This is a genomic window from Streptomyces sp. NPDC005963 (assembly GCF_040638655.1).
In the GTDB taxonomy this organism is placed as follows: domain Bacteria; phylum Actinomycetota; class Actinomycetes; order Streptomycetales; family Streptomycetaceae; genus Streptomyces.
On the sequence record NZ_JBEXVD010000002.1, the window covers coordinates 529,650 to 554,563 of the forward strand.

At 69.6% G+C, this 24,914-nt stretch carries 24 protein-coding genes; 14 read left to right on the top strand and 10 right to left on the bottom strand.

Annotated elements, in window-relative coordinates:
• Positions 1-461: 461 nt before the first annotated feature.
• The 6 genes from ABZ348_RS05580 (at position 462) to ABZ348_RS05605 (ending at position 5,244) form a co-directional block, all read left to right on the top strand.
• A complete protein-coding gene (locus ABZ348_RS05580; protein ID WP_358929843.1) occupies positions 462-917 on the top strand; it encodes a 2-oxo-4-hydroxy-4-carboxy-5-ureidoimidazoline decarboxylase in 456 nt (151 codons plus the stop codon).
• 223 nt (positions 918-1,140) lie between these two features.
• Positions 1,141-1,521 carry a succinate dehydrogenase, cytochrome b556 subunit gene (gene sdhC, locus ABZ348_RS05585; protein WP_351495233.1) on the top strand — a complete coding sequence of 127 codons (381 nt, stop codon included), beginning with the start codon at positions 1,141-1,143 and terminating at the stop codon, positions 1,519-1,521.
• An 8-nt stretch (positions 1,522-1,529) separates the two neighbouring features.
• Positions 1,530-2,006 (top strand): succinate dehydrogenase hydrophobic membrane anchor subunit, encoded by a 477-nt coding sequence (locus ABZ348_RS05590; protein WP_329022437.1) that lies wholly within the window; start codon positions 1,530-1,532, stop codon positions 2,004-2,006.
• 20 nt (positions 2,007-2,026) lie between these two features.
• Positions 2,027-3,781 carry a succinate dehydrogenase flavoprotein subunit gene (gene sdhA / locus ABZ348_RS05595; RefSeq protein ID WP_358929615.1) on the top strand — a complete coding sequence of 585 codons (1,755 nt, stop codon included), beginning with the start codon at positions 2,027-2,029 and terminating at the stop codon, positions 3,779-3,781.
• Complete coding sequence (locus ABZ348_RS05600; protein ID WP_358929617.1) at positions 3,781-4,539, top strand: succinate dehydrogenase iron-sulfur subunit; 759 nt, start codon at positions 3,781-3,783, stop codon at positions 4,537-4,539. Before sdhA ends, ABZ348_RS05600 begins: the two co-directional genes overlap by 1 nt.
• A gap of 180 nt (positions 4,540-4,719) precedes the next feature.
• Complete coding sequence (locus ABZ348_RS05605; protein WP_358929619.1) at positions 4,720-5,244, top strand: hypothetical protein; 525 nt, start codon at positions 4,720-4,722, stop codon at positions 5,242-5,244.
• Between the two features lie 108 nt (positions 5,245-5,352).
• Here the strand turns inward: ABZ348_RS05605 and ABZ348_RS05610 are convergent, their stop codons facing one another.
• The 3 genes from ABZ348_RS05610 to ABZ348_RS05620 all read right to left on the bottom strand — a co-directional run bounded on the left by ABZ348_RS05610 (position 5,353) and on the right by ABZ348_RS05620 (position 9,074).
• The gene (locus ABZ348_RS05610; protein WP_358929621.1) at positions 5,353-7,830 is read right to left on the bottom strand and encodes a DUF4132 domain-containing protein; all 2,478 of its coding nucleotides are present in this window, start codon (positions 7,828-7,830) and stop codon (positions 5,353-5,355) included.
• The gene (locus ABZ348_RS05615) at positions 7,830-8,126 is read right to left on the bottom strand and encodes a hypothetical protein (protein ID WP_358929623.1); all 297 of its coding nucleotides are present in this window, start codon (positions 8,124-8,126) and stop codon (positions 7,830-7,832) included. The genes ABZ348_RS05610 and ABZ348_RS05615 overlap by 1 nt, the downstream gene beginning before the upstream one ends.
• 132 nt (positions 8,127-8,258) lie before the next feature.
• A complete protein-coding gene (locus ABZ348_RS05620; protein WP_358929625.1) occupies positions 8,259-9,074 on the bottom strand; it encodes an alpha/beta hydrolase in 816 nt (271 codons plus the stop codon).
• Between the two features lie 361 nt (positions 9,075-9,435).
• Between ABZ348_RS05620 and ABZ348_RS05625 the strand changes: the two genes are divergently transcribed.
• From ABZ348_RS05625 to ABZ348_RS05635, 3 genes are read left to right on the top strand one after another with little or no spacing between them, the layout of a single operon-like run.
• Complete coding sequence (locus ABZ348_RS05625) at positions 9,436-9,882, top strand: hypothetical protein (RefSeq protein ID WP_358929627.1); 447 nt, start codon at positions 9,436-9,438, stop codon at positions 9,880-9,882.
• 4 nt (positions 9,883-9,886) lie between these two features.
• Positions 9,887-10,324: a DCC1-like thiol-disulfide oxidoreductase family protein gene (locus ABZ348_RS05630; RefSeq protein WP_358929628.1), complete on the top strand. Its 438-nt coding sequence runs from the start codon at positions 9,887-9,889 to the stop codon at positions 10,322-10,324.
• Between the two features lie 9 nt (positions 10,325-10,333).
• Positions 10,334-11,143, top strand: a complete 810-nt coding sequence (locus ABZ348_RS05635; protein ID WP_358929630.1) for a TetR family transcriptional regulator — start codon at positions 10,334-10,336, stop codon at positions 11,141-11,143.
• 45 nt (positions 11,144-11,188) lie between these two features.
• On the opposite strand, the gene ABZ348_RS05640 is transcribed toward ABZ348_RS05635, so the two are convergent.
• Positions 11,189-13,618, bottom strand: a complete 2,430-nt coding sequence (locus ABZ348_RS05640) for an MMPL family transporter (RefSeq protein WP_358929845.1) — start codon at positions 13,616-13,618, stop codon at positions 11,189-11,191.
• Between the two features lie 222 nt (positions 13,619-13,840).
• On the opposite strand from ABZ348_RS05640, the gene ABZ348_RS05645 reads away from it, so the two are divergent.
• Both ABZ348_RS05645 and ABZ348_RS05650 read left to right on the top strand, forming a co-directional pair.
• Positions 13,841-14,548: a response regulator transcription factor gene (locus ABZ348_RS05645; protein ID WP_358929632.1), complete on the top strand. Its 708-nt coding sequence runs from the start codon at positions 13,841-13,843 to the stop codon at positions 14,546-14,548.
• The gene (locus ABZ348_RS05650; protein WP_358929634.1) at positions 14,545-16,227 is read left to right on the top strand and encodes a HAMP domain-containing sensor histidine kinase; all 1,683 of its coding nucleotides are present in this window, start codon (positions 14,545-14,547) and stop codon (positions 16,225-16,227) included. The genes ABZ348_RS05645 and ABZ348_RS05650 overlap by 4 nt, the downstream gene beginning before the upstream one ends.
• On the opposite strand, the gene ABZ348_RS05655 is transcribed toward ABZ348_RS05650, so the two are convergent.
• Together ABZ348_RS05655 and ABZ348_RS05660 are read right to left on the bottom strand one after the other, a co-directional pair.
• A complete protein-coding gene (locus tag ABZ348_RS05655; protein ID WP_358929636.1) occupies positions 16,193-17,566 on the bottom strand; it encodes a metallophosphoesterase in 1,374 nt (457 codons plus the stop codon). The two genes, ABZ348_RS05650 and ABZ348_RS05655, sit on opposite strands and share 35 nt — an antisense overlap.
• An 11-nt stretch (positions 17,567-17,577) precedes the next feature.
• Positions 17,578-17,829: a hypothetical protein gene (locus tag ABZ348_RS05660; RefSeq protein WP_358929638.1), complete on the bottom strand. Its 252-nt coding sequence runs from the start codon at positions 17,827-17,829 to the stop codon at positions 17,578-17,580.
• 145 nt (positions 17,830-17,974) lie between these two features.
• On the opposite strand from ABZ348_RS05660, the gene ABZ348_RS05665 reads away from it, so the two are divergent.
• Complete coding sequence (locus ABZ348_RS05665; RefSeq protein WP_358929847.1) at positions 17,975-19,195, top strand: D-alanyl-D-alanine carboxypeptidase; 1,221 nt, start codon at positions 17,975-17,977, stop codon at positions 19,193-19,195.
• A gap of 10 nt (positions 19,196-19,205) precedes the next feature.
• Here the strand turns inward: ABZ348_RS05665 and ABZ348_RS05670 are convergent, their stop codons facing one another.
• Genes ABZ348_RS05670 through ABZ348_RS05680 form a run of 3 tightly spaced genes read right to left on the bottom strand, consistent with a single transcriptional unit; the run spans position 19,206 to position 21,676 of the window.
• A complete protein-coding gene (locus ABZ348_RS05670; RefSeq protein ID WP_358929640.1) occupies positions 19,206-20,108 on the bottom strand; it encodes a YihY/virulence factor BrkB family protein in 903 nt (300 codons plus the stop codon).
• A 55-nt stretch (positions 20,109-20,163) separates the two neighbouring features.
• On the bottom strand, positions 20,164-21,135 hold the full coding sequence (locus tag ABZ348_RS05675; protein WP_358929642.1) for a decaprenyl-phosphate phosphoribosyltransferase: 972 nt from the start codon (positions 21,133-21,135) through the stop codon (positions 20,164-20,166).
• Positions 21,128-21,676 (bottom strand): phosphatase PAP2 family protein, encoded by a 549-nt coding sequence (locus ABZ348_RS05680; RefSeq protein WP_358929849.1) that lies wholly within the window; start codon positions 21,674-21,676, stop codon positions 21,128-21,130. Before ABZ348_RS05680 ends, ABZ348_RS05675 begins: the two co-directional genes overlap by 8 nt.
• A gap of 293 nt (positions 21,677-21,969) precedes the next feature.
• On the opposite strand from ABZ348_RS05680, the gene ABZ348_RS05685 reads away from it, so the two are divergent.
• Positions 21,970-23,397, top strand: a complete 1,428-nt coding sequence (locus ABZ348_RS05685) for an FAD-binding oxidoreductase (protein WP_358929644.1) — start codon at positions 21,970-21,972, stop codon at positions 23,395-23,397.
• Positions 23,398-23,477: 80 nt separating this feature from the next.
• The gene (locus ABZ348_RS05690; protein WP_358929645.1) at positions 23,478-24,233 is read left to right on the top strand and encodes a decaprenylphospho-beta-D-erythro-pentofuranosid-2-ulose 2-reductase; all 756 of its coding nucleotides are present in this window, start codon (positions 23,478-23,480) and stop codon (positions 24,231-24,233) included.
• 79 nt (positions 24,234-24,312) lie between these two features.
• Here ABZ348_RS05690 and ABZ348_RS05695 read toward each other — a convergent pair whose 3' ends face one another.
• Positions 24,313-24,903 carry a 2'-5' RNA ligase family protein gene (locus tag ABZ348_RS05695; protein ID WP_358929647.1) on the bottom strand — a complete coding sequence of 197 codons (591 nt, stop codon included), beginning with the start codon at positions 24,901-24,903 and terminating at the stop codon, positions 24,313-24,315.
• Positions 24,904-24,914 lie beyond the last annotated feature (11 nt).

A 24,914-nucleotide genomic window follows, 5' to 3' on the forward strand; every position in this document is an offset into this window, starting at 1 on the left:
CAACCATCGACGCCCTCTCACCCTCTCCCTCTTTGACGCCTCCCGCCTCCCTTCTCCACCTCCCGTCCCCTTGAGCCCCTTACTTCCCTTTGCTCGCTTGTTAACTATTTGATCTCTCTTGTCGCCCTGCCTTGGCACCCCGTCTTGTCCCTCTTCTCGCCCTCGCCCGCTTCCCTTCGTCACGGCCCCTGCCCCTCTGCTGTCCGTCCTCTTCATCTCCCGTCCTCCTTCATCTCCCGTCCTCACTTCATCTCCCGCTCTCCCGCTCTCCCGTTCGATCAGCGACCTCTCGGCGGTCGAGCCCGTTCCTGTTCGAGGAGCCCACGCTGTCCAGCGAAGTCCCCGTCGGCCTTCCGAAGCGACCGGCACCCCCGCACCCCCGCCCGCCCGAGGCTCCCGGCGCCCTGACGCCCCGATCACGAGCCCGACCGCCCGGGCGGCAACCCTTCGCGCCCGCAGGGCTGGAACGCCTCAACCTGATGGACCAGGAGGCGGCCGTCACCACCCTTCTGACCTGCTGCGGGAGCCGGCATTGGGCCGAACGGCTGGCTGCCCACCGCCCGTACCCCGATCTCGATGTCCTCCTGGCCGCCTGCGACGAGGCCAGCTACGACCTCTCCCCCGCCGACCTCCACGAGGCGCTCGCCAGGGAACCCGCCGCGGGACCGGACCGCGACCTGGCGGACGTACCGACATCGGCCCTGACCGCACTGGCCGCAGCCCATGCCGCGTACGAGAGCAGATTCGGCCATTCCTTCGTGATCTCCCTCGGCGCTTTCCAGCCAGCCGAGCACCTCGACCAGATCTTGATCGGCATCCGTGCGCGACTCGCCCATGCGCCGGATGCGGAGCGGGACGTCGCCGCCGAGGAATTGCGCGGTCTGGCCCGATCCCGACTGATCCGCCTGATGCCCTAGCTCCCTCGGCGACCACGGCCCCGGCGCGTCCCCATACCACCCGGCCTGCCGATAGCCCGTCCGAGGCTCTTTGATTGCCTGTTTGATCACACCTGCCGACCCGGCGCGAACGAACCGACAAGTCGTCGCTACGATGGCCGGGGCCGGTGGACCATACCCGGCCGGGCCAGACCGACCATCGCAAGCCGGCAGGCCCCAATCCCCGCTCCCGGAGGGCTCTTCCGTGCCGGCTGGAACGCTGTACCGCGGCCGGGAAGGAATGTGGTCATGGGTGGCTCATCGAGTCACCGGCGTCCTCATCTTCTTCTTCCTGTTCGTCCATGTCCTTGACACCGCTCTCGTCCGTGTCTCCCCCGAGGACTACGACAAGGTCGTAGCCGTCTACAAGACGCCGCTCGTTGCACTGCTGGAGTACGGCCTCGTCGCCGCCGTGCTGTTCCACGCGCTCAACGGCCTGCGGGTCATCGCCGTGGACTTCTGGTCCAAGGGACCGCGCTACCAGAAGCAGATGCTCTGGACCGTCATGGGCATCTGGATCGTGCTGATGGCGGGTGCGCTCTACCCCGTCCTCGGACACGCCGCACGCGAAGTCTTCGGGAGTTGATGCCGGACATGTCTGCTGACACCTCTTCCGCGATCGGTCCCGTCGAGAGCGGCTCGCTCTACGACGTGGACAACCCGGCCCCCCTGATCGAGGCCCCGCGCAAGCGCACCGGCAAGACCCCGCGCGCCACCCGCGGCAACTTCGAGATGGCCGCCTGGCTCTTCATGCGCCTCTCCGGCGTGGTGCTGGTCGTGCTGGTCATCGGCCACCTCGTGATCCAGCTGGTGCTGGACGGCGGTGTCTCCAAGATCGGCTTCGCCTTCGTCGCCGGTCGCTGGGCATCCCCGTTCTGGCAGGTCTGGGACCTGCTGATGCTCTGGCTCGCCATGCTGCACGGCGCCAACGGCCTGCGTACCGTCATCAACGACTACGCCGAGCGCCCGAACACGCGCCTGTGGCTCAAGGGCCTGCTGTACACCGCAACGGTGTTCACCATCCTGCTGGGCACGCTGGTGATCTTCACCTTCGACCCGAACATCCGCTAAAGCCGGGGCTGACGAACCACATGAAGATCCACAAGTACGACACCGTCATCGTCGGCGCTGGCGGAGCGGGAATGCGGGCGGCCATCGAGGCCACCAAGCGCAGCCGTACCGCCGTCCTGACGAAGCTCTACCCCACCCGCTCCCACACCGGTGCGGCGCAGGGCGGCATGGCCGCCGCGCTCGCCAACGTGGAAGAGGACAACTGGGAGTGGCACACCTTCGACACGGTCAAGGGCGGTGACTACCTGGTCGACCAGGACGCCGCCGAGATCCTGGCGAAGGAGGCCATCGACGCCGTCCTCGACCTGGAGAAGATGGGCCTGCCGTTCAACCGCACCCCGAACGGCACCATCGACCAGCGCCGCTTCGGCGGGCACTCCCGCAACCACGGTGAGGCCCCCGTCCGCCGGTCCTGCTACGCCGCGGACCGCACCGGCCACATGATCCTCCAGACGCTGTACCAGAACTGCGTCAAGGAGGGCGTCGAGTTCTTCAACGAGTTCTACGTCCTTGACCAGCTGATCACCGAGGTGGACGGGGTCAAGAGGTCGTCCGGCGTGGTCGCCTACGAGCTGGCCACCGGCGAGATCCACGTCTTCCAGGCGAAGGCCGTCATCTACGCCTCCGGCGGCACCGGCAAGTTCTTCAAGGTGACCTCCAACGCCCACACGCTCACCGGTGACGGGCAGGCCGCCTGTTACCGGCGCGGGCTGCCGCTGGAGGACATGGAGTTCTTCCAGTTCCACCCGACGGGCATCTGGCGCATGGGCATCCTGCTCACGGAGGGCGCCCGCGGTGAGGGCGGCATCCTGCGCAACAAGGACGGCGAGCGCTTCATGGAGAAGTACGCGCCCGTCATGAAGGACCTCGCCTCGCGCGACGTCGTCTCGCGCTCCATCTACACGGAGATCCGCGAGGGCCGCGGCTGCGGTCCCGAGGGCGACCACGTCTACCTCGACCTGACGCACCTGCCGCCGGAGCAGCTGGACGCCAAGCTGCCCGACATCACCGAGTTCGCGCGCACCTACCTGGGCATCGAGCCCTACACGGACCCGATCCCGATCCAGCCGACCGCGCACTACGCCATGGGCGGCATCCCCACCAACGTCGAGGGCGAGGTCCTGGCGGACAACACCACCGTCGTTCCCGGTCTGTACGCCGCCGGCGAGGTCGCCTGCGTCTCCGTGCACGGCGCCAACCGGCTGGGCACCAACTCGCTGCTGGACATCAACGTCTTCGGTAAGCGCTCCGGCATCGCCGCCGCCGAGTACTCCGCGAAGAACGACTACGTCGAGCTCCCCGAGGACCCGGCGTCGCTGGTCCAGGAGCAGGTGGAGCAGCTGCGCAACTCCACCGGCAAGGAGCGGGTCGCCGACATCCGCCGGGAGCTCCAGGAGACCATGGACGCCAACGTCATGGTCTTCCGCACCGAGCAGACCATCAAGACGGCGGTCGAGAAGATCGGCGAGCTGCGCGCCCGCTACAGGAACGTGTCCATCCAGGACAAGGGCAGGCGGTTCAACACGGACCTGCTGGAGGCCATCGAGCTGGGCAACCTGCTCGACCTGGCCGAGGTCATGGCCGTCTCCGCGCTCGCCCGCAAGGAGTCCCGCGGCGGTCACTACCGCGAGGACTACCCCAACCGCGACGACGTCAACTTCATGCGCCACACCATGGCGTACCGCGAGGTCGGCGACGACGGCTCCGAGAGCATCCGTCTCGACTACAAGCCGGTCGTCCAGACCCGCTACCAGCCGATGGAGCGTAAGTACTGATGGCTACCCCCGTACTGGACAAGGTCGAGGCCGAATCAGCCGCCTCGCCGTACATCACGGTCACCTTCCGCATCCGCCGCTTCAACCCGGAGGTCTCCGAGGACGCGGTCTGGGAGGACTTCCCGATCGAGATCGACCCCAAGGAGCGGGTCCTCGACGGCCTCCACAAGATCAAGTGGGATGTGGACGGCACGCTGACGTTCCGCCGCTCGTGCGCGCACGGGATCTGCGGTTCGGACGCGATGCGGATCAACGGCAAGAACAGGCTCGCCTGCAAGACGCTGATCAAGGACCTCAACCCCGCCAAGCCGATCACGGTCGAGCCCATCAAGGGCCTGACGGTGCTCAAGGACCTGGTCGTGGACATGGAGCCGTTCTTCCAGGCGTACCGGGACGTGATGCCGTTCCTGGTGACCAAGGGGAACGAGCCGACGCGTGAGCGCCTCCAGTCCGCCGAGGACCGCGAGCGCTTCGACGACACCACCAAGTGCATCCTGTGTGCCGCGTGCACCAGTTCCTGCCCGGTGTTCTGGAACGACGGGCAGTACTTCGGCCCTGCGGCCATCGTCAACGCGCACCGCTTCATCTTCGACTCGCGCGACGAGGCCGGGGAGCAGCGGCTGGAGATCCTGAACGACAAGGACGGCGTGTGGCGCTGCCGTACGACGTTCAACTGCACGGACGCCTGTCCGCGTGGGATCGAGGTCACCAAGGCGATCCAGGAAGTGAAGCGGGCGCTGATCACCCGTCGATTCTGATTGGCCGTCATATCTGCCCGTCCGGACGCGCTTCCGGGCTGGCAAGGGCCCCGGTTCCCTGCGGACCGGGGCCCTTGCGCTTGGCACCGTTACCGGTACGGACTTCACCGGGCGCGGCGAGACCTGGCAGGATCGGTGGGAACGTCTGTATGTGTCGCAGCGGGAAGCGGGGAAACCAAGATGACCGAGCCGAATCCATACGCGGCGGAGGGCGAGCCCGAGTACCAGTGGGGGCCCACACAGCCCTATGGATACCCTCATGACACGCCGGGATACGGCTACCCGCACCAGCCTCCGGGTTACTCCCAGACCCAGCCGGCGGGGGTCCCGGTGCCCGTGCACGGGCCGGCGACCGGGGGCACTCCGCTGCTGGCGATCGGCGACATCACGGTGATGAGCGAGTCGATCATCACGCCGGCCGGGCCGATGCCGTTGAAGGGCGCCGTCTGGAACGCCACGGACATGTCGCGCACGGAGGAGAAGATCCCGACGTACGCGGTGGTGCTGGCGATCGTCTTCGCGCTGGCCTGTCTGCTGGGTCTGCTCTTCCTGCTGATCAAGGAGCGCAAGACGACGGGCTTCGTCCAGGTGACGGTGGCCAGCGGTGGCAAGCACCACGCGACGATGATTCCGGTGCACAGCCCCTATGCCTTCCAGGAGATCATGGGGCAGATCAACTACGCCCGCTCGGTGAGCAGCCTTTAGCCGCGGGGTACGGGGGAGCATTCGGGGTGGGGCAGACGTCCGTCGGGCGTCTGCCCCTTTCCTTTGGACGGCCGCGCGGTCCTTCCGTGGCGGGCCGCGGGACCGGTGTCACAGCTGGGTGGTGATGGTCGGGTCGGTGATCTCCTTGTCGCGGGCCAGCAGCATCGCCTTGCTGAGGATCACCGCGAGGGTGCTGTCCCCTTCGAACGGCAGGTATCCGCTGTCCGCCGCGCTGGACCGCCCTCCGGGCACGATGCAGAGGTATCGATCCATCGGGGCGATCAGGATGTTCCCCGAGCCCAGGTGGATGCGGTACAGGTGCAGTTCCCCCTGGACATGGAGGAACCGCCCCTCGACCGTGCAGCGGTCGCCGATCGCCAGCCGGGGCAGCAGTCGGGTGAGCAGTTCGCCGCGGGTCTGGGCGGTGCGGGAGAGCTCCCCGAAGGCGAAGGAGTGCCAGTAGTCGCGGAACCGACCGGCCGGTCCGCCGTCCTGCCAGGTGGGGTCGTTGCCGACGGACGCCACGCCGACGAAGAGGTCCACGTCGCGCAGGACTTCGGAGAGGACCAGTTCGGGCACGGCGTGCAGCGGCAGGGGGTCGAGCGCCGGAGCCCCGCCCCTGCGCCAGTAGGCGTTCTGCGCATAGGCGCCGCCCCCGACGTGGGCCCAGTTGTGTGCGGCTTCCAGGGGATAGAAGCGGACCTGGTCGGTGGAGATGCGCTGGTAGGCGCCCGAGGAGCTGAGGTCGCCGTCCGCCGGACCGCCGACGCTCTCGATCCAGAACTCGGCGCGCAGCCCCCACAGGGGCAGCTCCTTGTAGGCGGGCGGGGCTACGTCGTCGACGCACAGCCTCAGCTTGGAGGTCCAACCGCGGGCGGCGGCCAGTGCGTGGAACTGGTACTGCCGCAGGAAGTGGCCGGCGAAGCGGTTGGAGTAGTTACCGGTGGTGCGCTCGGCGTCGGTCAGGGGATAGGTCTCCCGGTGGGCCTGCTTGAACGGCTGGGTGATCTCGCGCTCCTCCAACCACCTCCGCCAGCCGGCGGCTTCGGCATCGGGGCGGCCCACGGGGTGCCAGAGGGTGACGGTCGCGCCGGGGTCGGGGGTCACCGGTTCGCCTTCGGCGGTGCGCAGTTCCGTGCCGTCCAGCATGACCGTCACGCCGTCGACGGTCCAGATCAGTCTGCGCGCCACGGTGCCCACCAGTGGATGGTCCAGGATGCGTTCGCGCCAGGGGCCGAGGGACCAACTGCGGCGGGCGAGGAACTGGCGGTCCAGTCGCTCGGACTGTGCCGTGAGCATCTTGTCGATGTCCTTGACCGCTGCCCTGACCTCCTTGACCTCCTCCGCGAAGGCGCTCCTGACGGCGGCGGGCGGGCTCTTCACGGTCCGCCCGGCGGCGGTCCGCCAGGAGAGCCGTGCCTTGCTCCCGCTCACCTCCAGCAGGGCGGTGGCATCGCCGATGATCCGCTCGCCGCACCCGACAGAGGTCAGCCCGTAGGTGGGGGTGCTGAGTTCCTCGATCTCCTCCCGGGAGATGCCGGCGTCCTCCGCGCGTGAGTCGAGTGCGGTGCCGATCATCTTCAGCGTGGGCTTGTAGACGACCCGGGTGGACAGTCGTGCCAGTTCCGCGAGGGCCGGCTCCCCTTCCGTACGGGAGAGCGCGACGACGGCTGCATTGGCGACCTTGGGGCATCTGGGGCCGATGTCCGGGAGCTTGCGCAGCGAGGTTTCGACCAGTGCGCCCAGTGCACGCACCGTGTCCTGGCCCGGCTCCAGCAGGGAGGTCAGCCAGGCGAGGCCGCGCACGGCGTCGGCGTTGTAGGCGTCGTACTGCTCGTCCGATCCATAGTCGTAGGTGAGCGGGAACGTCCGTGGGCTTCCGACCAGCTCCAGCCAGGCCAACACCGTGGTGCGAACGGTCTGCTGGCCGATCTCCGCGACCAGGGCGCGAACGGCCCGCTCCCAAGCACGGCTGGGTTTGGTGGACTTGGCCGCCAGGAGCCGCCGGAGCAGCAGCCGCCCGGGCTCGCCCCAGGTCGCGGCGTCGGCGAGGGCCCGGTCCGCCCATGCTTCACCGGGGTTGAGCACGGGCTCGGTGAGCTCGGCCAGGAGGCCGTCGAGGGGTTCGCCGGACCAGTACGCCGTCAGTCGGGAGCGTCGGACCATGGCGATGAAGGGTCCGGGCAGGGGGCGGCCCGCCTTCTGCTCGCCCCGGATGAGTGCCACCAACTGGTGGGCGTCATAGCAGGCCGCGTCCCGGGAGAGTCGCTCGATCCGCTCCCGGCGCTCGTCTTCGAGCAGTCCGGCGTCGGGGTCGACGGTCCGGATCAGGGTGATCATGACGCTGAGGGCCACTCCGGTGTCCGCCCCCTGGTGATAGCGGGTGCTCCACAGCAGGGCCAGCTCCTGCCGCTGTTCCTCGGAGAGTTCGCGCAGCCGTCGGAGCAGGGACGCCCGGTCGCCCGGCCATTGGTTGCCCTCACGGGTGCCAATCCGGACGAACAGATCGGCGAGCTCGGTGAGGTCTCCCGCGGCGATGGCCGCGCGGACGGCCATGATGTCGGCGTGCGCCGATCGCCAGTCCATCAGCCACCGACCAGGGGAACGAGCTTGAGGAAGGTGACTTCGGTCGTCTCCGCGAGGCGGACGACCTCGTCGAGCTCGGTTATCTGCCGCTCTCCCACGAGCACCAGGAAGCCATTGCGCCCGAACGCCTCCAGGGCGCGCTCGTAGGCGGCGTCCGCGCCTTCGCCGGGGGCCTCTTGACCCACCCGCCGTCGGATGAGCTCCCTGAGCGGCAATCGCTCCTCTGTCACCGAGACGCCCACGGAGCCGAGGCGTTCACCTGCTGTCGTCTCATCGACGAAGGTCACCATTCCCATGTGAAGGACGGTAGCCGGGCCCACTGACAATGCCGGTCGGAGCCAGGGGTCGCCTCAAAGGACGACCAGGACGACCAGGACGACCAGGACGGCCAGGGGCAGTCAGGGAGGGGCAGGGGTGGCCGCGGCGGGTCAGGGGCGGTCGGCACCTGGCGCGGTTCGGCGGGCAGGCGCGTCAAGGCCATGGGTACGGAGGAAGTCCAGCAGGAGCCGATTGGTCTCCTCCGGGCGTTCCAGGGCGGGCAGATGGCCCGCCCATGGCAGTTCCCGCAGCTCGGCCGAAGGGAGCAGGGCGGCCAAACGGGTCGCGGTGGCGCGGAATTCGGGCAGGTCATGGGCGCCGGAGACCACGAGCGCCGGTACGGGCACCTCGGCGAGCGCCGCGGGGTCGAAGTCCCGGTCGCCGTAGTGCTCGCCGTGCTCGCGGGCAGCTGCGACCTGGATCTCGAAGGCGTGCTGCTGCATCGTGCGGACCGCTGAGTGCGCTGCGGGCCCCGCGTCGGGGCCGAGCCAGGTGTGGGCGTTGAGTTCGGCCGTGGCGTACAGATCGCCTGCTTCGAACAGTTCCGTCTCCCGCTCGTCGAAGGCGTTGAATTCGGGGCTGGTGCCCTGGTCGGGCAGTCCTGCGCAGAGCAGGGCGAGGGTCGTGACGCGTTCGGGGGCTCGGGTGGCGATCTCCAGCGCGACCCGACCGCCGTACGAAGAGCCGACCACGGCGGCCCTCTCGATCTGGAGCGCGTCCAGAAGGTGGAGGACGTCGTCCGCGTCGCTGTAGGGGCCCCGGGCCGCGGGGGTTTCCCCGTACCCCCGGAAGTCGCAGCGGACCACCCGCCAACCGGCGTCCACGAGGGCGGACCACTGGGGGTCCCACATGCGGCGGTCGCAGACGGTGGAGTGCAGGAGGAGCACGGCAGGGCCGGTGCCGGCGAGGTCATAAGTCAGGTTCACGGTGCCGACCCTAGGGCCTTCTTTCGGATCTTGCTGGGCTCGCGTGCCCTGGCACCGCGCTCCCCCTGTGCCTAGCGGCACGGGAGGTACCCCCACGCCGCGTTGTCGTCAATCACCAATGGCCCCCTGTGCCTGGCGGCACGGGAGGTGCCCCCACCGCAGTGATTCATTCCTCCGCCTTGCGATCCACGGCACCAGACCCCGCTCCCTGATCCAGCCTGATCCAAAAGAAAGACCCTAGGCCGGTGCCGTGGTCGGGCGCCCCTGGATTTCCCCTCGTCAGATCCGCTTGAACATGTTCAAAAACAGGTCTACATTCAATCCCGTCAGCATTTTTGAACGTGTTCAAGGAGCGTGTGGCATGGACCTCAACGTGGTCGCGTACATCGTCTATCTGCTGATCAGCGTGGCCCTGACGATCTGGGTGGCCCGCACCCTCAGCAAGAACGGACGGATCTTCCTGTCGGACGTGATGCACGGGAACGAGAAGTTGGCCGACGCCGTGAACCACCTGCTCGTCGTGGGCTTCTACCTGGTCAACCTCGGCTTCGTCGCCCTCTATCTGCGGGTCGCCGAAACCGTCGACGACGCCCGGGAGCTGTTCGACGCCCTCTCGGTGAAGCTCGGCGTGGTGCTGCTGGTCCTCGGTGTGATGCACCTGAGCAACGTCTACGTCCTCAACAAGATCCGCAGGCGGGGCGTGATGGAGCGCGAGCAGGTGCCGCCCGTGCGTCCGCAGGGCTGGACCAACCCCGCCGACCGCACTCCTCCGACCGCCGACGGCGGCCGAGCCCGGGCCGGAGCGTGACCCGATGGGCACCCAGCCGACCCCCGACGCCCCGATCGCCTCGCTGACCGTCCTCTACGACGCCAACTGCTCCCTCTGCGTCCATCTGCGGCACTGGCTCAAGGGACAGCCCCAACTCGTACCCCTGCACCTGGTACCCGCCGGATCGCACGAGGCACAGCGGCTGTTCCCCGAGCTGGACCACGCCCGCACCCAGCGGGAGATCACCGTCATCGGCGACCGGGGGCAGATCTTCAGCGGATCCGCCGCATGGATCGTCTGTCTGTGGGCGCTCGCCGAACACCGTCCGAAGGCCCACTGGCTCGCCACCCCAAGCGGGGCGCCCTTCGTCCGCGGCACGATGCTCGCCGCCGCCAAGTACCGCGAGCTCTCGGGCGCGGGCACGGGGACCGGTTCCGGGCAGGCGGCGGCCTGCGACGACCAGTGCGAACTGCCCGGCTAGGCTCGCACCGTGAGCGAAGAGAAGGCCCCCAGGAGCATCCCGAAGAGCGAACAGACCCGGACGCTCATCCTCGAAACCGCGCTCCGGCTGTTCCAGGAGCGCGGCTACGACAAGACGACCATGCGGGCCATCGCCAAGGAAGCCGGGGTTTCCGTCGGCAACGCCTACTACTACTTCTCCTCCAAGGAGCACCTGATCCAGGGCTTCTACGACCGGATCGCGGCCGAGCACCAGGCAGCCGTCCGTCCCGTGCTGGAGCGGGAGACCAAATTGGAGGCCAGGCTCGCGGGGGTGCTGCTGGCCTGGTTGGACATCGCGGAGCCGTACCACGAGTTCGCGGCCCAGTTCTTCAAGAACGCCGCCGATCCGGACAGCCCGCTCAGCCCGTTCTCACCCGAGTCGGAACCCGCGCGCGAAGAGGCCATCGACGTCCACCGCCAGACGTTGGCCGGTGCCAAGGTGAAGGTCCCGGAGGAGTTGGCCGACGCCCTGCCCGAGTTGTTGTGGCTCTCCCAGATGGGGCTGGTCCTCTACTGGGTCTTCGACCGCTCGGAGGGCCACGAGCGCAGCAGGCTGTTGGCGGCGCGCGGCGCCCGGGTCACCGCCCGGGGCATCAGCCTCGCCCGCTTCCGGGTGCTGCGGCCCCTCGTCCACGACGTGCACGAACTGCTGACGGACCTGATGCCCGGCATGGCGCAGAACGCAGCGGCCCGCAAGGAGAAGGCCCCTGCCGCGAACCGTCAGACCACGGCTCCTCCGGCACGGGCCCGGTCGGCGACCGCCCCGGACACCGGGGCGGCCACCGACCGGGACGAGTAGGACCCGGCACGACCCGGCACGAGTAGGACCCGGCCACCCGCGACCTCAGCGGCTGGCACCCACCGGTGCCAGCACCACGTCCTGCACCAGCGGATCGTCCCCGATGACGATGTGCCGTACCCACTGCTCGTGCCGGGGCGAGGTGACCGTGAGCAGATGGGCACCCCCCTCGGGAGCCGAGAGGATGTACGACCCGTCCGCCAGCGAAACCACCCGGTCGATCTGCGCGCCCTCGGGGGACTCCAGTGTGAGGACGGCACCCATCAGGGGCTCGCCGTGCCCGGTGTGGACCAGTCCGTGCACGACCGAACCGGCCTTCGGCCCTGCCGTACCGGAGGCGGGAGTCGGCTCGTCAGGCCCGGCGTCCGCCGGTTCGACCGCCAGATGGGGCAGTCGCGCGTCCAGTGCGGCGGGCAGCCACCAGTTGGAGCGCCCGAGCAGATGCATCACGGCCGGGACCAAAGCCGTACGCAGGACGAACGCGTCCAACGCCACCGCGACCGCCAGCCCCACACCGGCCATGCCGGCCTCCATGTCACCGCTGAGGACGAACGCACCGAAGACACAGATCATGATCAGGGCGGCGCAGTTGATGACCCTGCTGGTCTCGGCGAGTCCCACCCGCACGGCCCGGGCGTTGTCCTGGGTGTGCACCCATTCCTCGTGCATCCGGCTGACCAGGAAGACCTGGTAGTCCATGGAGAGCCCGAACAGCAGCGACAACATGATGACCGGCAGGAACGCGGTGATCGGACCCTCCTTGCCGATGCCGAGGAGTTCGGTACCGTAACCCCACTGGAAGATCGCCACCAGGACGCCGAAGGACGCCGCCGCGGCAATCAGGTTCATCACTGCGGCGGTCAGCGGCACCACGATCGAACGGAACGCGATCATCAGCAGGATGAAGCCGAGCACGATGATCGTGGCGACGAAGTACGGAAGCCGCTCGCTGGTCACCGCCGCGAAGTCCTTGAAGACCGCGGTGACCCCGCCGACGTGGACCTTCTCACCGGAGTCGGCGATGACGTCCTCCCGTAGGACGTCGATCAGTCGATCCGTCTCCTCGGACTGCGGCGATGTCGTCGGCACCACTTGGATCACGGTCAGCCCCGAGCCAGGCCGGGACGGCAGGGCGGCGGCGAAGGCCACGCCCTCGGTGCCGCGCACCCGCTCGACCAGTTCCTCCACGGCAGGGGGTTCGACACCGTCGGCGACCAGTTGGAGCGGCCCGTTGAAGCCGGGGCCGAAGCCGTCCGCGAGCAGGTCGTACGCCTGACGGGTCGTCGACTCCTGCGGATGGTTGCCCTGGTCGGTCGCACCGAGCCGCAGCGAGAACACCGGGATCGCCAGGGCCACCATCACCACCAGCGCCACCGCGCCGATCGCGCGCGGTCGCCGCTGGACCACCGCGGACCAGCGGGCCGCGAGACCGCTCGCCTCGGCGGGCGCGGGCCCGTCCGCCGCCAACCGCCGCCGCTGACGCCGGCTGAGCACCCGCGGCCCGAGCACGCCCATCAGCGCGGGCAGCAGCGTCACGGCGGCCAGCACGCTCAGGACGACCGTGAGCGAGGTGGCGATCACCACCCCGTCCAGGAAGCGGAGGTTCATCACCAACATGCCCGCGAGGGCGATGCACACCGTCCCGCCCGCGAACAGCACCGCACGCCCGGACGTGTTGAGCGCATTGACCGCGGACTCCTCCGGTTCCATGCCGCGCAGCAGGCCCTTGCGGTGCCGGGTGACGATGAACAGCGCGTAGTCGATGCCGACCCCGAGGCCGATCAGCGAACCGAGGAGGGGAGCCACCTCGGGCACGTCCGTGACATGGCTGAGCAGGACGGTCGCCATCATCGCCGTACCGACCGCGAAGACGGCCACGACCAGGGGCAGGACCATGGCGAAGAGGGAACCGAACGCCAGGAAGAGCACGACCGCCGCAGCCCCGAGGCCCACCAACTCGGCCGTGCCCAACGGTGGTTCCTGGATGCGCTTGACGGCCTGTCCGCCGATCTCCGTCTGCACCCCGTCGCCCGACGCCTCCTCGGTGAGGTCGACGACGTCCTGCACGAGCGCCTTGGGCACCGCGTCCGCCTGGTCGACGAAGGTGATCTGGGCGTAGGCGGTCCGGCCGTCCCTGCTGATCTGCGTCGCGCCTTCGGGTGCGTAGGGGCTGATGACCTCGCCGACCCCGCGCATCCCCGCGATCTCCCGCAGCGCGGGCTCCAGTCGCTGTCGTACGGGGGCGTCCCGCACCGAGCCTTCCCCGACCCGCCACACCAGCGTGTTCTGGTCCCCCGACCGTTCCGGGAACGCCTTGACCAGCAGGTCGAACGCCTTCTTCGAGTCGGTGTCGGGGAGGCTGAAGACATTCGAATAGTGGGTGCCCGCGGCGGTTCCGGCCGCCCCCAGGCCCATCAGCGCCCCCACCCACAGCACCAGAACCACCAGTCGGTGCCGATAGCACCACCGTGCCAACGCCGTCACGTTCACTGCTCCTTCGTATCCCCATCGCCCCCGAGTGGGTTCAGAATCAGCCGTGCAGTGCGACCGTGGCGGGTTTCGTCCCCGACTCACAAGGAACTCCCAGGCAGCGAAGGTCCCCTCACCCGTCCGGGGTGCCGATACTGAGATCCCCATCGACCGGGATCGGTGGGAGGAGGCGGCAGCTCGGGGAACATCGGGCCGGGAGGGGGAGGCATGGGCCAGGAGGAGCGGGGCGGGGACTGCGCGGGGGCGACGGTCCTGGTCGTGGAGGACGAGCCGAGCATCGCCGACGTGCTGACGATCGCGCTGAAGTACCACCGGTTCGAGGTGATGACGGCGGGCAGCGTGCGCCAGGCGCAGCGGCTGACCAGCCGGACCCGCCCGGATGCGGCCCTGCTCGACGTGATGCTCCCGGACGGCGACGGCCGGGTGTTGGGTCGCGAGATGCGCGCGCTGCACCCGGACACGGCGATCGTCTTCCTCACCGCCCGGGACGCGCCCGCCGAGATCGTCGGGGCGTTGGGTTTTGGTGACGACTACATCACCAAACCGTTCAACGTCGACGAGGTCGTGGCCCGGGTCACGGCCGTCCTGCGGCGCACCCGACCGGCCGACGTGCTGTCCGTGCCTCCTCCCCTGCGATACGGGGACCTGGAGTTGGACGAGACGACGTACGCCGTGCGGCGCGGGGGCCGTTCCGTACAGCTGACGCCCACCGAGTACGCGCTCCTGCGGTTCCTGGTGCGCAACGGCGGCCGGGTGGTGCCCAAGGACCAACTGCTGCGACACGTCTGGCAGTACGAGCACGAGGCGGAGTCGACCGTGGTGGAGACCTACATCAGCTATCTGCGGCGCAAGCTCGACCCGCTCGGACCACCGCTGATCACCACCCGTCGAGGTGTGGGGTACGGACTCTCATGACGGAGCTGCGGAACCGTCCGCGCCGCCGACACCGGCACCGGCACGCGCCGCACTCGCTGCGCGCCAAACTGACCGCCGTCAACGTCCTATTGCTGGCCCTGGGCATCACCGTGGCGACCGCCGTCAGTCTGATGGGGATGCGGCACTTCCTGATCGACCGGGTCGACACGGAACTCATCGGCAACCGCAACGCCCTGGCGCGAACGGGCTTCACACAGAAGGAGATCTCCTCACTCAAGGCGCTCGGCACCCTGCTGGAGCAGTTCGCGCCAGGCCACCGGCAGTCGGGCCTGCCCCGCTCGGACACCATGATCGTGGCGCTGGACGCCCATGGCCGCCCGACCGCGTTCGCCGGAATCGAGCCCACCTCCCGGCAGCGCGCCATCGCATCTGCGGTCGCCGATCCGGCCGCGCTCGTCCGCTCGGGCGCGGTGCTGGAGATCCAGGTCAAGGGGGAACCGTACCGGGCCGTGGGCACCCGGCTGAGCGACGGCACGGTCGTGTTGATGGCGACCAGTACGGGGGCGATGCACAACGCGCTGCGCAAGGCGCTGAAGTTCGACATCGTCTTCGGACTGCTGCTGCTGGTGCTGTTGGCGTTGGTCACCATGGGGTGGGCCAGGCGCAGGCTGCGTCCGCTGGAGGACATGGTGGAGACGGCGTCCGCCATAGCGGAGGGCGATCTGACCCGCCGGGTGCCGGCCGACTCCCCCACGGCGACCGAGATCGAGCAACTGAGGGTCGCGCTCAACTCCATGCTCCACCAGGTCGAATCGGCCTTCGAGACACGGGAGCGCAGCGCGGCCCAACTGCGCAGGTTCGTCGCCGACGCCTCGCACGAACTGCGCACCCCGCTGTCCGCGATACGCGGTTACCTCCAGTTGTACGACCGGGGGATGTTGAGCGGGCCGGTCGAGCGGGCGCGGGCACTGGCGCGGATGAACGCCGAGGCGGACCGGATGGGCCGGCTGGTGGAGGAGTTGCTGACGCTGGCCCGGCTGGACCGGCAGACTCCGCTGCGGATGGCCGCGGTGGATCTGGGACAGCTGGTGCGGGACGGGGCGGACGATCTGCGGGCGCAGCAGCCGGACCGGCCCGTCGACCTGCGCACCGGGGGACGGACGGCGGTGCAGGGCGATGAGTCGGCGTTGCGTCAGATCGTGGGGAATCTGTTGGGGAACGTCCGGGCGCACACGCCGGAGACCGCGCGGGTGCGGGTGGAGTTGGCGCGTGAGGACGCCGGGGACGACCGCCCCGGGTGGGTGCGGTTGACCGTCGCGGACGAGGGCCCGGGGATGGCTGCGCGGGACGCGGACCGGATCTTCGACCGCTTCTTCCGGGCGGCGGGAGGGGCTGCGGCCACCCGGGAGACGGCCGCGGAGGAGCCCCCTGTGCGGGAGGCGGAGACCGGGGAGGCTGAGACCGGGGAGACGGAAGTCAGGGGAACGGAAGTCAGGGAAGACCCATCGCCGCAGGCTCCCGGAAGTGGTCTCGGCATGGCGATCGTGCAGGCGGTCGTCGCGTCCCACGGGGGCGAGGTGACGGTGCGTACGGCACGGGGCCGGGGGTTGGCCGTGACGGTCCTGCTGCCAGCGGCCACCCCCGGTGCGTCCCTCGCTCCCTCGTCGTCGGACGCCGACGCGATCACGCCTGGCGTGAGGCCAGCTCCACCACGGTGATGTCCGACGAGGCACCGACCCGCACCGGCGGCCCCCAGGCTCCGGCGCCGCGGGTGACGTAGAGCTGGGTGTCGCCGTACCGCTCCAGGCCGGCGACGGTCGGATTGGCGAGCGCGGCAAGGTGGTTGCCGGGCCAGAGTTGCCCGCCGTGGGTGTGGCCGGAGAGCTGGAGGTCCACGCCGTGTTCCACGGCGTCGTGGATGACCACGGGCTGATGGGCCAGTAGTACGGCGGCCCTGGCGCTGTCGCGGTCGCCGAGTGCCTTGCGGAAGTCAGGGCCCCTGCCGAACTTCTCGCCCTCGATGTCGTCGACGCCCGCGAGGTCGAACCCGGCGATCTCGACGCGTTCGTTCTCCAGCGGGCGCAGACCGAGTTCCCGCACGTGGTCGACCCACTCCTCGGCCCCGGAGAAGTACTCGTGGTTCCCGGTGACGAAGAAGGTGCCGTGCCGGGCCTGGAGCTGTTGCAGCGGCTCGGCGGCGGATCCAAGGTCGGCGACGCTGCCGTCGACCATGTCACCGACGATCGCGACGAGGTCGGGCCCCGAGGCGTTGATGGTGTCCACGATCCGCTGGGTGTGGCCGCGGCCCAGGATGGGCCCGAGGTGGATATCGCTGACGACGGCGATGCGGAAGCCGTGCGCGGCCCGGGGCAGTTTGGCGAGCGGGACGGTCACCCGCTTGATCTTGGGTCCGCGGAGCACCCCGTAGGCGCCGTGTCCGACGGTGCCGAGCGCGGCGGCGGCGGCACCGGCGCCGACGACCCGGGAGACGAAGAGGCGCCGGGAGACGGTACGGGGATCGTCGGCCGCGGGAGTGGGCTTCACCTCGTGGGCCGGTGCCGGATCCGGACCAGTGGTCGTGTCCGTGGCGGTGGCGGTGTTGCTGACGGTGTCTGTGGCGGTGGCCGTGTGATCCGTCCCTCGTACGGATGACGGGGTCTCCGCTGTCACGGAAGCGGTGCCCTGGGCGGTCACCGGAGTGGGCACCGCACCCGACCCGGAGGGCCGGGGTTGCTGCGAGGTGCGGGAGCTGCGCAGCCACACCGCTCGGACGACCTCTCCGACCAGCAGCGCGAGCACCAGATAGAGCAGCACGGCCAACCAGAGGTACCCCGGCCAGGCCACTATCTTTTCCAGCCAAAATGGCGCGCCCGCACGACCTGCCACCAGCGCCCCGAAGGAGAACAGCGGCAGCACCCAGAGGGCCACGGTGCCGATGCCCCGGGCCACGCCACGGACCGGTGTGGTGTCGCGGACCAGTCTCCGCCAGACGTACCAGTGCGCGCCCGCCAGCAGCGCGAGCACCGCCACGAAGACGAGCACGACGACCACGATCACAGAAAGCTCCCCTATTCTTCGCGTTCTTCGCGCCGCAAGGCGCGGACCCCACGCAACCCGATGAGTCCTACGACCGTCCCCAGAAGGAAGGACGTGATGGCGAGCAGCAGATGAACCCAGAAGTAGCCCGTGGGATCGCCCGCTTCGTTGAAGGCGAGTCCGCTGCCGTCCTGCCATAGGTTTTTGACGAAGGTGACCCAGATGAACCAGCTCCACACCCCGAACACGAGCAGGAACCAGGATGTGGGGCGGTTGAGCTTCATCCGTCCAGTATCGCTGCCGTTCATCGTTCGAGGTGTCCGGGGTGGGCCGTCCTGGCGGCGTTCCCGGCGAGTCATCAACCCGATAAGCATATTTTCTGATCAGCACTGTAATTTCACGCACGTGCCCGCTTTGAAGATGATCACGATGAAGGCCGCGCGCCGGACCGCGTTGACGGTCACCGCCGCCTCGCTGCTGCCGCTCCTCGTCGCCGCACCGGCCGCAGCGGACGCCCATGAGCGCACGGTCGACGGCAAGGCACGCAAGCAGCCGAACCCCCCGTCGGTGATGTCCACGGTCGGCGGGGCCCAACTCGGCAAGCCGGGCACCCAGGTCAATCTCGGTACGGGCGCGCCCGTACTCCCCAAGGACCTCAGCAGCAGGTCCTGGATCGTGGCGGACGCCGAGAGCGGAGACGTCCTGGCGTCGCACAACGCCCATTGGCGGCTGCCGCCGGCCTCGACGATCAAGATGCTGTTCGCGGACACCCTGCTGCCGAAGCTCCCGAAGGAGGCCGTGCACAAGGTCGCCCCCGCCGAGCTCTCGGAGGTCGGCGCGAACAGCAGCCTCGTCGGGGTGAAGGAAGAGCTCACCTACACCGTCAACGACCTCTGGCTCGGTGTCTTCCTCCGTTCCGGCAACGACGCGGTCCATGTCCTCTCCGCCATGAACGGCGGCATCCCCAAGACCGTCCAGGACATGCAGGCCCACGCCGAGGAGTTGCAGGCGCTGGACACCCGGGTCGCATCCCCCGACGGCTATGACGCCGCGGGCCAGGTCTCCTCCGCGTACGACCTCACGCTCATCGCGCGCAACGGGATGCAGAAGAAGGACTTCCGGGACTACGCGGCCACCGTGCGCGCCCAGTTCCCCGGCGAGATGGACGGGGACAAGCGGGAGACCTTCGAGATCCAGAACACCAACCGGCTGCTGACCGGTGAGGACGGCGTCACCCCGTACCCGGGGATCGCCGGCGTCAAGAACGGCAACACCACCCATGCGGGCTCGACGTTCACGGGGGTCGCCGAACGCAACGGGAGGGTGCTGCTGGTCACCGTCATGAACCCCGAATCCGGTGAGAGCCAGGCCGTCTACAAGGAGACCGCCCGACTGCTGGACTGGGGCTTCGCCGCCGGTGGGAAGGTCACCCCGGTCGGTGAGTTGGTCCCGCCGCGGTCGGCGCGACTGGACGAGGCGCGCGGCGCCGGCCCGGGGAAGAACGGTACGCAGGCGAAGCCGGTGGCCATCGCCCGGGAGGAGTCGTCCGGGGGCGTCGGCATCGCCCTGGCGATCGTGGGCGGTGTCCTGGTGGCGCTGGCCGCGGCGTTCTTCGTGGTGAACCGCCGCTGGCCCTCCCAGCGGGGATGACGGACGGTACTCAGGTCGCCCGGGGTGTCCTCGGTCCCTCGATGTCCGCCACGATCGTCGAACTCCTGCTCGGCGTCGCCGTCCAGGCCGCACAGAACAGCAGCAGCTTCGCCGTGAAGTTGATCCACAGCAGCAGGGCGATCGGAACACCGAAGGCCCCGTACATGCTCTTGGACGCCACGCCCGCCATATAGCCGCTGAGCAGCAACTTCAACAGTTCGAATCCGACGGCGCCGATCAGCCCCGCCACGATCAGCCGACGCCGCTCGGGCTGGGCGCCCGGGAGCAGGGTGAGCAGGTAGAGCAGCATGAGGAAATCGGCGAGGACGGCGATGGCGATCGCCACGACGGACAGCAGCACTCCCCAGGCGCCGTCCTTGTCGAGGCCGAGTCGATCCGCCGTCCACCCCACCGCGCTGGAGCCGAGTGCGGACGCGGCGAGGGAGACGAGCGCGGTGGCGCCGAGGCCCAGGAGTACGCCCGCATCCTTGGCCTTGCGGAGGATGGGGTTGCCCTCGTCCTCGTCGTCGGTCCCCCACACGGCGCGCAGACAGTCCCGCATGGCGCCGACCCAGCCGATGCCGGTGAGCAGCAGCAGCGCACCGGCGACCAGTCCGATCGTGCCGGCATTGGCCACCAGCGAGTTGATGTCCAGCTGATCGGAGATGCCGGGCACCTGCTCGCTGACCTTGTCCTCCAGCTTGCCGAGCTGATCATCGCTGAGCAGTGCGGCCCCGACCGCGGCGGCGACCGTGATCAGTGGGAAGAGGGCGAGGAAGCTGAGGAAGGTGATGGCCGCGGCGAGGCGGGTCCAGTGCACGCGTTCCAGCGTCTCGTAGGAACGCCAGGCGTGGGTCTGCATCAGCCGGGCGGCGGTGGGCCCGACGACGGGGAGCTTGGTCAACCAGTCCATGGCGTACGCCTACCCTCCGCGGCCGATGACAGTGGCCGGATCATGCATCGGAAGATCACAGTCCGGCGACTGCACATGCGTACATCGCGGCCCACACCAGACCGATCACGGCGAGTGCACGATCGCCCAGCACCACGTCTTCGGGTTCGCCGGCCGTGCCGCGGTCAGCGAACACGGCGTACCGCAGGACCGCCAGGATGAAGGCGATCATCGAGAGCTGTCGCCAGGGCAGCAGCGCCGACCGGTCGGGAACGCCGTTCTCCAGGGCCCACAGACAGTAGGCGAGTACGGCGACGGAGGCGGCGAGCTGCCAGACGAACCGCAGATATCCGGTGGTGTACTCGCTCAGGAGTGCCCGAGTAGCGCCCTTGCCGCCGCTCCTGCCGTCCATCTGCACGGCTTCCGAGTACCGCTTGGCCGCCACCATGAACAGCGCTCCGAAGCCGGTGGTGATGAGGAACCACCGGGAGAGCGGAATGCCCAGTGCCACGCCACCGGTCATGGCCCGCAGCAGAAAGCCGGTGGTCACGACGGCCATATCGACGACGAGTACGTGTTTCAGCCAGATGCAGTAGGCGAGTTGCATGGAGAGGTACGCGGTGATCAGCGCGCCGGTCATGGCGTTGCAGAAGGCGGCGGCGCCCGCGACGGCGAGGACCGCGAGGAGCGCACCCACGGCGTAGGCGAGGTGCGCGGGGACGAGTCCGGCCGCGATCGGGCGCCGGCACTTGACCGGATGGGCACGGTCCGCTTCGGCATCGCGGGCGTCGTTGATCAGATAGACGGCCGCTGCGGCTGCCGTGAAGAGCACGAAGACGACCGCGAGTCGGGCGATGGTGTGCCGGGAGTCCAGTTCGCCCGCGGCGGCGGGAGCCGCGAGGACCAGCAGGTTCTTCACCCACTGACGCGGTCTGGCGGTCCTCAGCAGCCCGGCCAGCAGACCACCGCGCCGGGGCGGTGCGGGGCGGCGCGAGCGCTTGGACCGCCGCTCGGGCCGTACCAGCAGGGCGGTGCCGGGATCAGTCATCGCACCTTCCTCCCGCGGTGAGGGGACGGATCGTCCAGCGGTGTCCGAGGTGGGCGGCCAGCCCGCCGAGCGCGGCGCCCGCGGCGATGTCGGTGGGGTAGTGGACGCCCACGACGAGCCGGGAGACGCACATGGCGGCGGCGACCGGGGGCAGCAACTGCCGCGCCGCGGGCAACAGCGCCCCGAAGGCGACGGCAGCCGCTGCGGCCGAGGTGGCGTGGGAGCTGGGGAAGGAGTACCGACCTGCGGTGCGCACCAGGGGGAACGGGCGCGCAGTCGTCCCGGGGCGCGCTCTGCGCACCACCCGTTTGACGCCCATGCTCACCAGATGCGCCCCACCGACCACGACCGTCGCCCGGAGCCATGCCGTTCGCCGTGGACGGTCCGCCGCCGCGTGCACCAGACCGGCGGCGAGCCAGAGCGCGCCGTGCTCACCGACGTAGGAGAGCGCCCGGGCGACGGCGGCGATCTCCGGTTGGGCGCCGCACTCCCGCATCGCGGCGAGCAGCCGTCGGTCGGCCGCCAACCAGCCGCCGTCCATCGGAACCCGGCCGCGGTCCACCGGAGCCCGGCCGCGGTCCATCGAAACCCGGCCACGGTCGGCCGAAGCGTCCCCGGTGGCCGTGCCGCGTCGGACGACTGTGGCGCTTTCGACGACTGTGGCGCTTTCGGAGTCGGTCATCCGCCACCCCTTCCCATGAACCAGGGGCGACTCTTCTGCGCGACCGCTCAGTTTTCACGCCATTCTTTGATGACACTCGTTTAATCACCCATTTCGGCGAGTCAGCCAGGCACTACGAAAATGCGGGCATAACCGGCTATACGGTCGGCGCTATGTCTGTCGACGCTCCCTCTGACGCCGCTCGGCCCGATGACTTCGTGAACGCCACCACCCCACCGAGCGCCCTCGACGAGGCCGATCCGTTCGTTCGCCTGAACGGCTGGGGACGCACCGCACCGACCACCGCGCGGGTGGTGCGCCCGCACTCCGCCGCCCAGACCGCGGAGCTCGTGCGCCAACTGGGGGCCCGCGGTGGAATCGCCCGCGGCCTCGGCCGCGCCTACGGCGACGCCGCCCAGAACGCGGGCGGCTGCGTGCTCGACATGACCGCCCTCGCCCGCATCCACGCCATCGACACCCACGCCGGAACCGTCACCTGTGACGCCGGAGTGAGCCTGCACCGGCTGATGGAGGTGCTGCTCCCCCTCGGCTGGTTCGTCCCGGTGACGCCCGGCACCCGACAAGTGACCGTGGGAGGGGCGTTCGGCGCGGACATCCACGGCAAGAACCACCACGTCAGCGGCTCGTTCTCGCGCCATGTCGACTCCATCGAGCTGCTGACGGCCGATGGCGGGGTACGAACCGTCGGGCCGGGCACCGACCTCTTCGACGCCACGGCGGGCGGCATGGGGCTGACGGGGGTGATCCTGTCCGCGACGCTCCGGCTGCACCGCGTGGATACATCCTCGGTGTCCGTGGACACGGAGCGGGCCACCGACCTCGACGACCTGCTGTCCAGACTCACCACCGACGACCACCGCTACCGCTACTCCGTCGCCTGGATCGACCTCCTCGCCCGCGGCCGTTCCCTCGGACGCTCGGTCCTCACCCGGGGCGACCACGCCCCGCTGGACGCACTGGATGCACGGGCCCGGCGGGCACCCCTGGCCTTCCGCCCCGGCCGACTGCCCGCACCCCCCTCCTTCGTACCGCGGGGACTGCTCACCCGGACGTCGGTGGGGCTCTTCAACTCCTTCTGGTACCACCGTGCACCGCGGTCCCGCAAGGCCGAACTCCAGCCGCTGACCAGGTTCTTCCACCCCCTGGACGCCGTGCCGCACTGGAATCGGATCTACGGCCCCGACGGCTTCGTCCAGTACCAGTTCGTGGTCGGCCACGGCCGGGAAGAAGCCCTGCGGCACATCGTCCGGCGCATCGCCGAACGGGGCTGCCCCTCCTTCCTCGCCGTGCTCAAACGCTTCGGCGCTGCGGACCCCGGCTGGCTGTCCTTCCCCGTGCCCGGCTGGACGCTCGCCCTGGACGTTCCCGCCGGGCTCGACGGTCTGGGCGCCTTCCTGGACGAACTGGACGAGGAGGTCGCGGCGGCGGGCGGTCGCGTCTACCTCGCCAAGGACTCCCGACTCCGCCCCGAACTCCTCGACGGCATGTATCCACGGCTCGCGGACTTCCGTGAACTGCGGGCCCGACTGGACCCGCAGGGGGTCTTCACCTCCGACCTGGCCCGTCGTCTCGCCCTCTGACACCGCGGTCGTACCCCGGCGCGCCCCGGACACGGCAGAGCAGAACGCACACCCCCCACACACATCAGGAGTCATCCGGTATGAAGGACGCCTTCGGCACCCCACAGTCCCTGCTCGTCCTCGGTGGCACATCGGAGATCGGGCTGGCCGTCGCCCGCAGAATGATCGCCCGCCGCGTCCGTACGGTCTGGTTGGCCGGCCGGCCCTCCCCCGAGTTGGAGTCCGCGGCCGACGCACTGCGCACACTCGGCGCACAGGTGCACACCGTGCCCTTCGACGCCCTGGACCCGGGAGCGCACGAGGAAGTGCTGGGCAAGGTCTTCGCGGAGGGCGACATCGATGTGGTCCTGCTCGCCTTCGGGGTCCTCGGCGACCAGGCGAACGACGAGGGCGACCCACCGGCCGCCGTCCGCGTCGCCCAGACGAACTACACGGGAGCCGTCTCCGCCGGGCTGATCTCCGCGGTCGCCCTACAGAACCAGGGGCACGGCTCGCTGGTGGTGCTCTCGTCGATCGCCGGTGAACGGGCCCGCCGCACCAACTTCATCTACGGCTCCAGCAAGGCCGGTCTGGACGCGTTCGCCCAGGGCCTCGGGGACGCGCTCCACGGCACCGGAGCGCACGTCATGGTGGTGCGCCCCGGATTCGTACGGACGCGCATGACGGCCGGACTGCCCGATGCACCCCTCGCCACCACCCCCGAGGCCGTCGCCACGGCCGTGGAGCTGGGGCTCAGGCGCAGGTCCGAGACGGTCTGGGTACCGGGAGTGCTACGCGTGGTGATGGCGGCCCTACGGCACACGCCGCGCGGCCTCTTCCGCAGACTGCCCCTGTGATCTCCCCCACCGGGCCCTGAGAACCGCCCGACGCGACCGGCACCCGGCGGTTCTCCCCCGGCACACGGGCACACGGGCGCTACGAGGTGAAGGGTGCCGTGGCCGGCTCGTCGACCGGGGAGCCCTGCGCCGGCACGGATCCGATGCCGCCGCCGAGCGCGTACTCGTGCAGCTTGCGCCACACCCCGTCCGCGCCCTGTTCGTAGAGCGCAAAGGATGCGCATGTCCAAGCGGCCTCGAACTCCGCAAGCTCCGCGTACGCGCAGTCCATGGCCTCTTCGGAGATGGCGTGCGCCACCGTCACGTGCGGGTGGTACGAGAACTGGAGCTCACGCACCAGCGGCCCGGACTCGTCCCGCACCCGCTTCTGCAACCAGGAGCAGGCAGCCGCGCCCTCCACCACCTGGATGAAGACCACCGGCGACACGGGGCGGAAGGTGCCCGTACCCGACAGACGCATCGGGAACGGCCGGCCGGCGCGGGCGACCTCCGTGAGGTGGGCCTCGATCGCGGGCAGCAGCGCGGGGTCGGCCTCGGTCGGCGGCAGGAGGGTGATGTGCGTGGGAATCCCATGTGCGGCGGGGTCACCGAAGCCCACACGCCGCTCTTGGAGCAGGCTGCCGTAGGGCTCCGGGACCGCGATCGAAACGCCGAGCGTTACGGTCCCCACGTCGTTCTCCT

Bases quoted from the DNA above. Each gene is read 5' to 3' on its own strand.
- ABZ348_RS05590 (WP_329022437.1), top strand. From the start codon at position 1,530: ATGTCTGCTGACACCTCTTCCGCGATCGGTCCCGTCGAGAGCGGCTCG.
- sdhA (WP_358929615.1), top strand. From the start codon at position 2,027: ATGAAGATCCACAAGTACGACACCGTCATCGTCGGCGCTGGCGGAGCG.
- ABZ348_RS05600 (WP_358929617.1), top strand. From the start codon at position 3,781: ATGGCTACCCCCGTACTGGACAAGGTCGAGGCCGAATCAGCCGCCTCG.
- ABZ348_RS05605 (WP_358929619.1), top strand. From the start codon at position 4,720: ATGACCGAGCCGAATCCATACGCGGCGGAGGGCGAGCCCGAGTACCAG.
- ABZ348_RS05610 (WP_358929621.1), bottom strand. From the start codon at position 7,830: ATGGACTGGCGATCGGCGCACGCCGACATCATGGCCGTCCGCGCGGCC.
- ABZ348_RS05615 (WP_358929623.1), bottom strand. From the start codon at position 8,126: ATGGGAATGGTGACCTTCGTCGATGAGACGACAGCAGGTGAACGCCTC.
- ABZ348_RS05625 (WP_358929627.1), top strand. From the start codon at position 9,436: ATGGACCTCAACGTGGTCGCGTACATCGTCTATCTGCTGATCAGCGTG.
- ABZ348_RS05630 (WP_358929628.1), top strand. From the start codon at position 9,887: ATGGGCACCCAGCCGACCCCCGACGCCCCGATCGCCTCGCTGACCGTC.
- ABZ348_RS05645 (WP_358929632.1), top strand. From the start codon at position 13,841: ATGGGCCAGGAGGAGCGGGGCGGGGACTGCGCGGGGGCGACGGTCCTG.
- ABZ348_RS05650 (WP_358929634.1), top strand. From the start codon at position 14,545: ATGACGGAGCTGCGGAACCGTCCGCGCCGCCGACACCGGCACCGGCAC.
- ABZ348_RS05660 (WP_358929638.1), bottom strand. From the start codon at position 17,829: ATGAAGCTCAACCGCCCCACATCCTGGTTCCTGCTCGTGTTCGGGGTG.
- ABZ348_RS05665 (WP_358929847.1), top strand. From the start codon at position 17,975: ATGAAGGCCGCGCGCCGGACCGCGTTGACGGTCACCGCCGCCTCGCTG.
- ABZ348_RS05670 (WP_358929640.1), bottom strand. From the start codon at position 20,108: ATGGACTGGTTGACCAAGCTCCCCGTCGTCGGGCCCACCGCCGCCCGG.
- ABZ348_RS05675 (WP_358929642.1), bottom strand. From the start codon at position 21,135: ATGACTGATCCCGGCACCGCCCTGCTGGTACGGCCCGAGCGGCGGTCC.
- ABZ348_RS05680 (WP_358929849.1), bottom strand. From the start codon at position 21,676: ATGGACGGCGGCTGGTTGGCGGCCGACCGACGGCTGCTCGCCGCGATG.
- ABZ348_RS05685 (WP_358929644.1), top strand. From the start codon at position 21,970: ATGTCTGTCGACGCTCCCTCTGACGCCGCTCGGCCCGATGACTTCGTG.
- ABZ348_RS05690 (WP_358929645.1), top strand. From the start codon at position 23,478: ATGAAGGACGCCTTCGGCACCCCACAGTCCCTGCTCGTCCTCGGTGGC.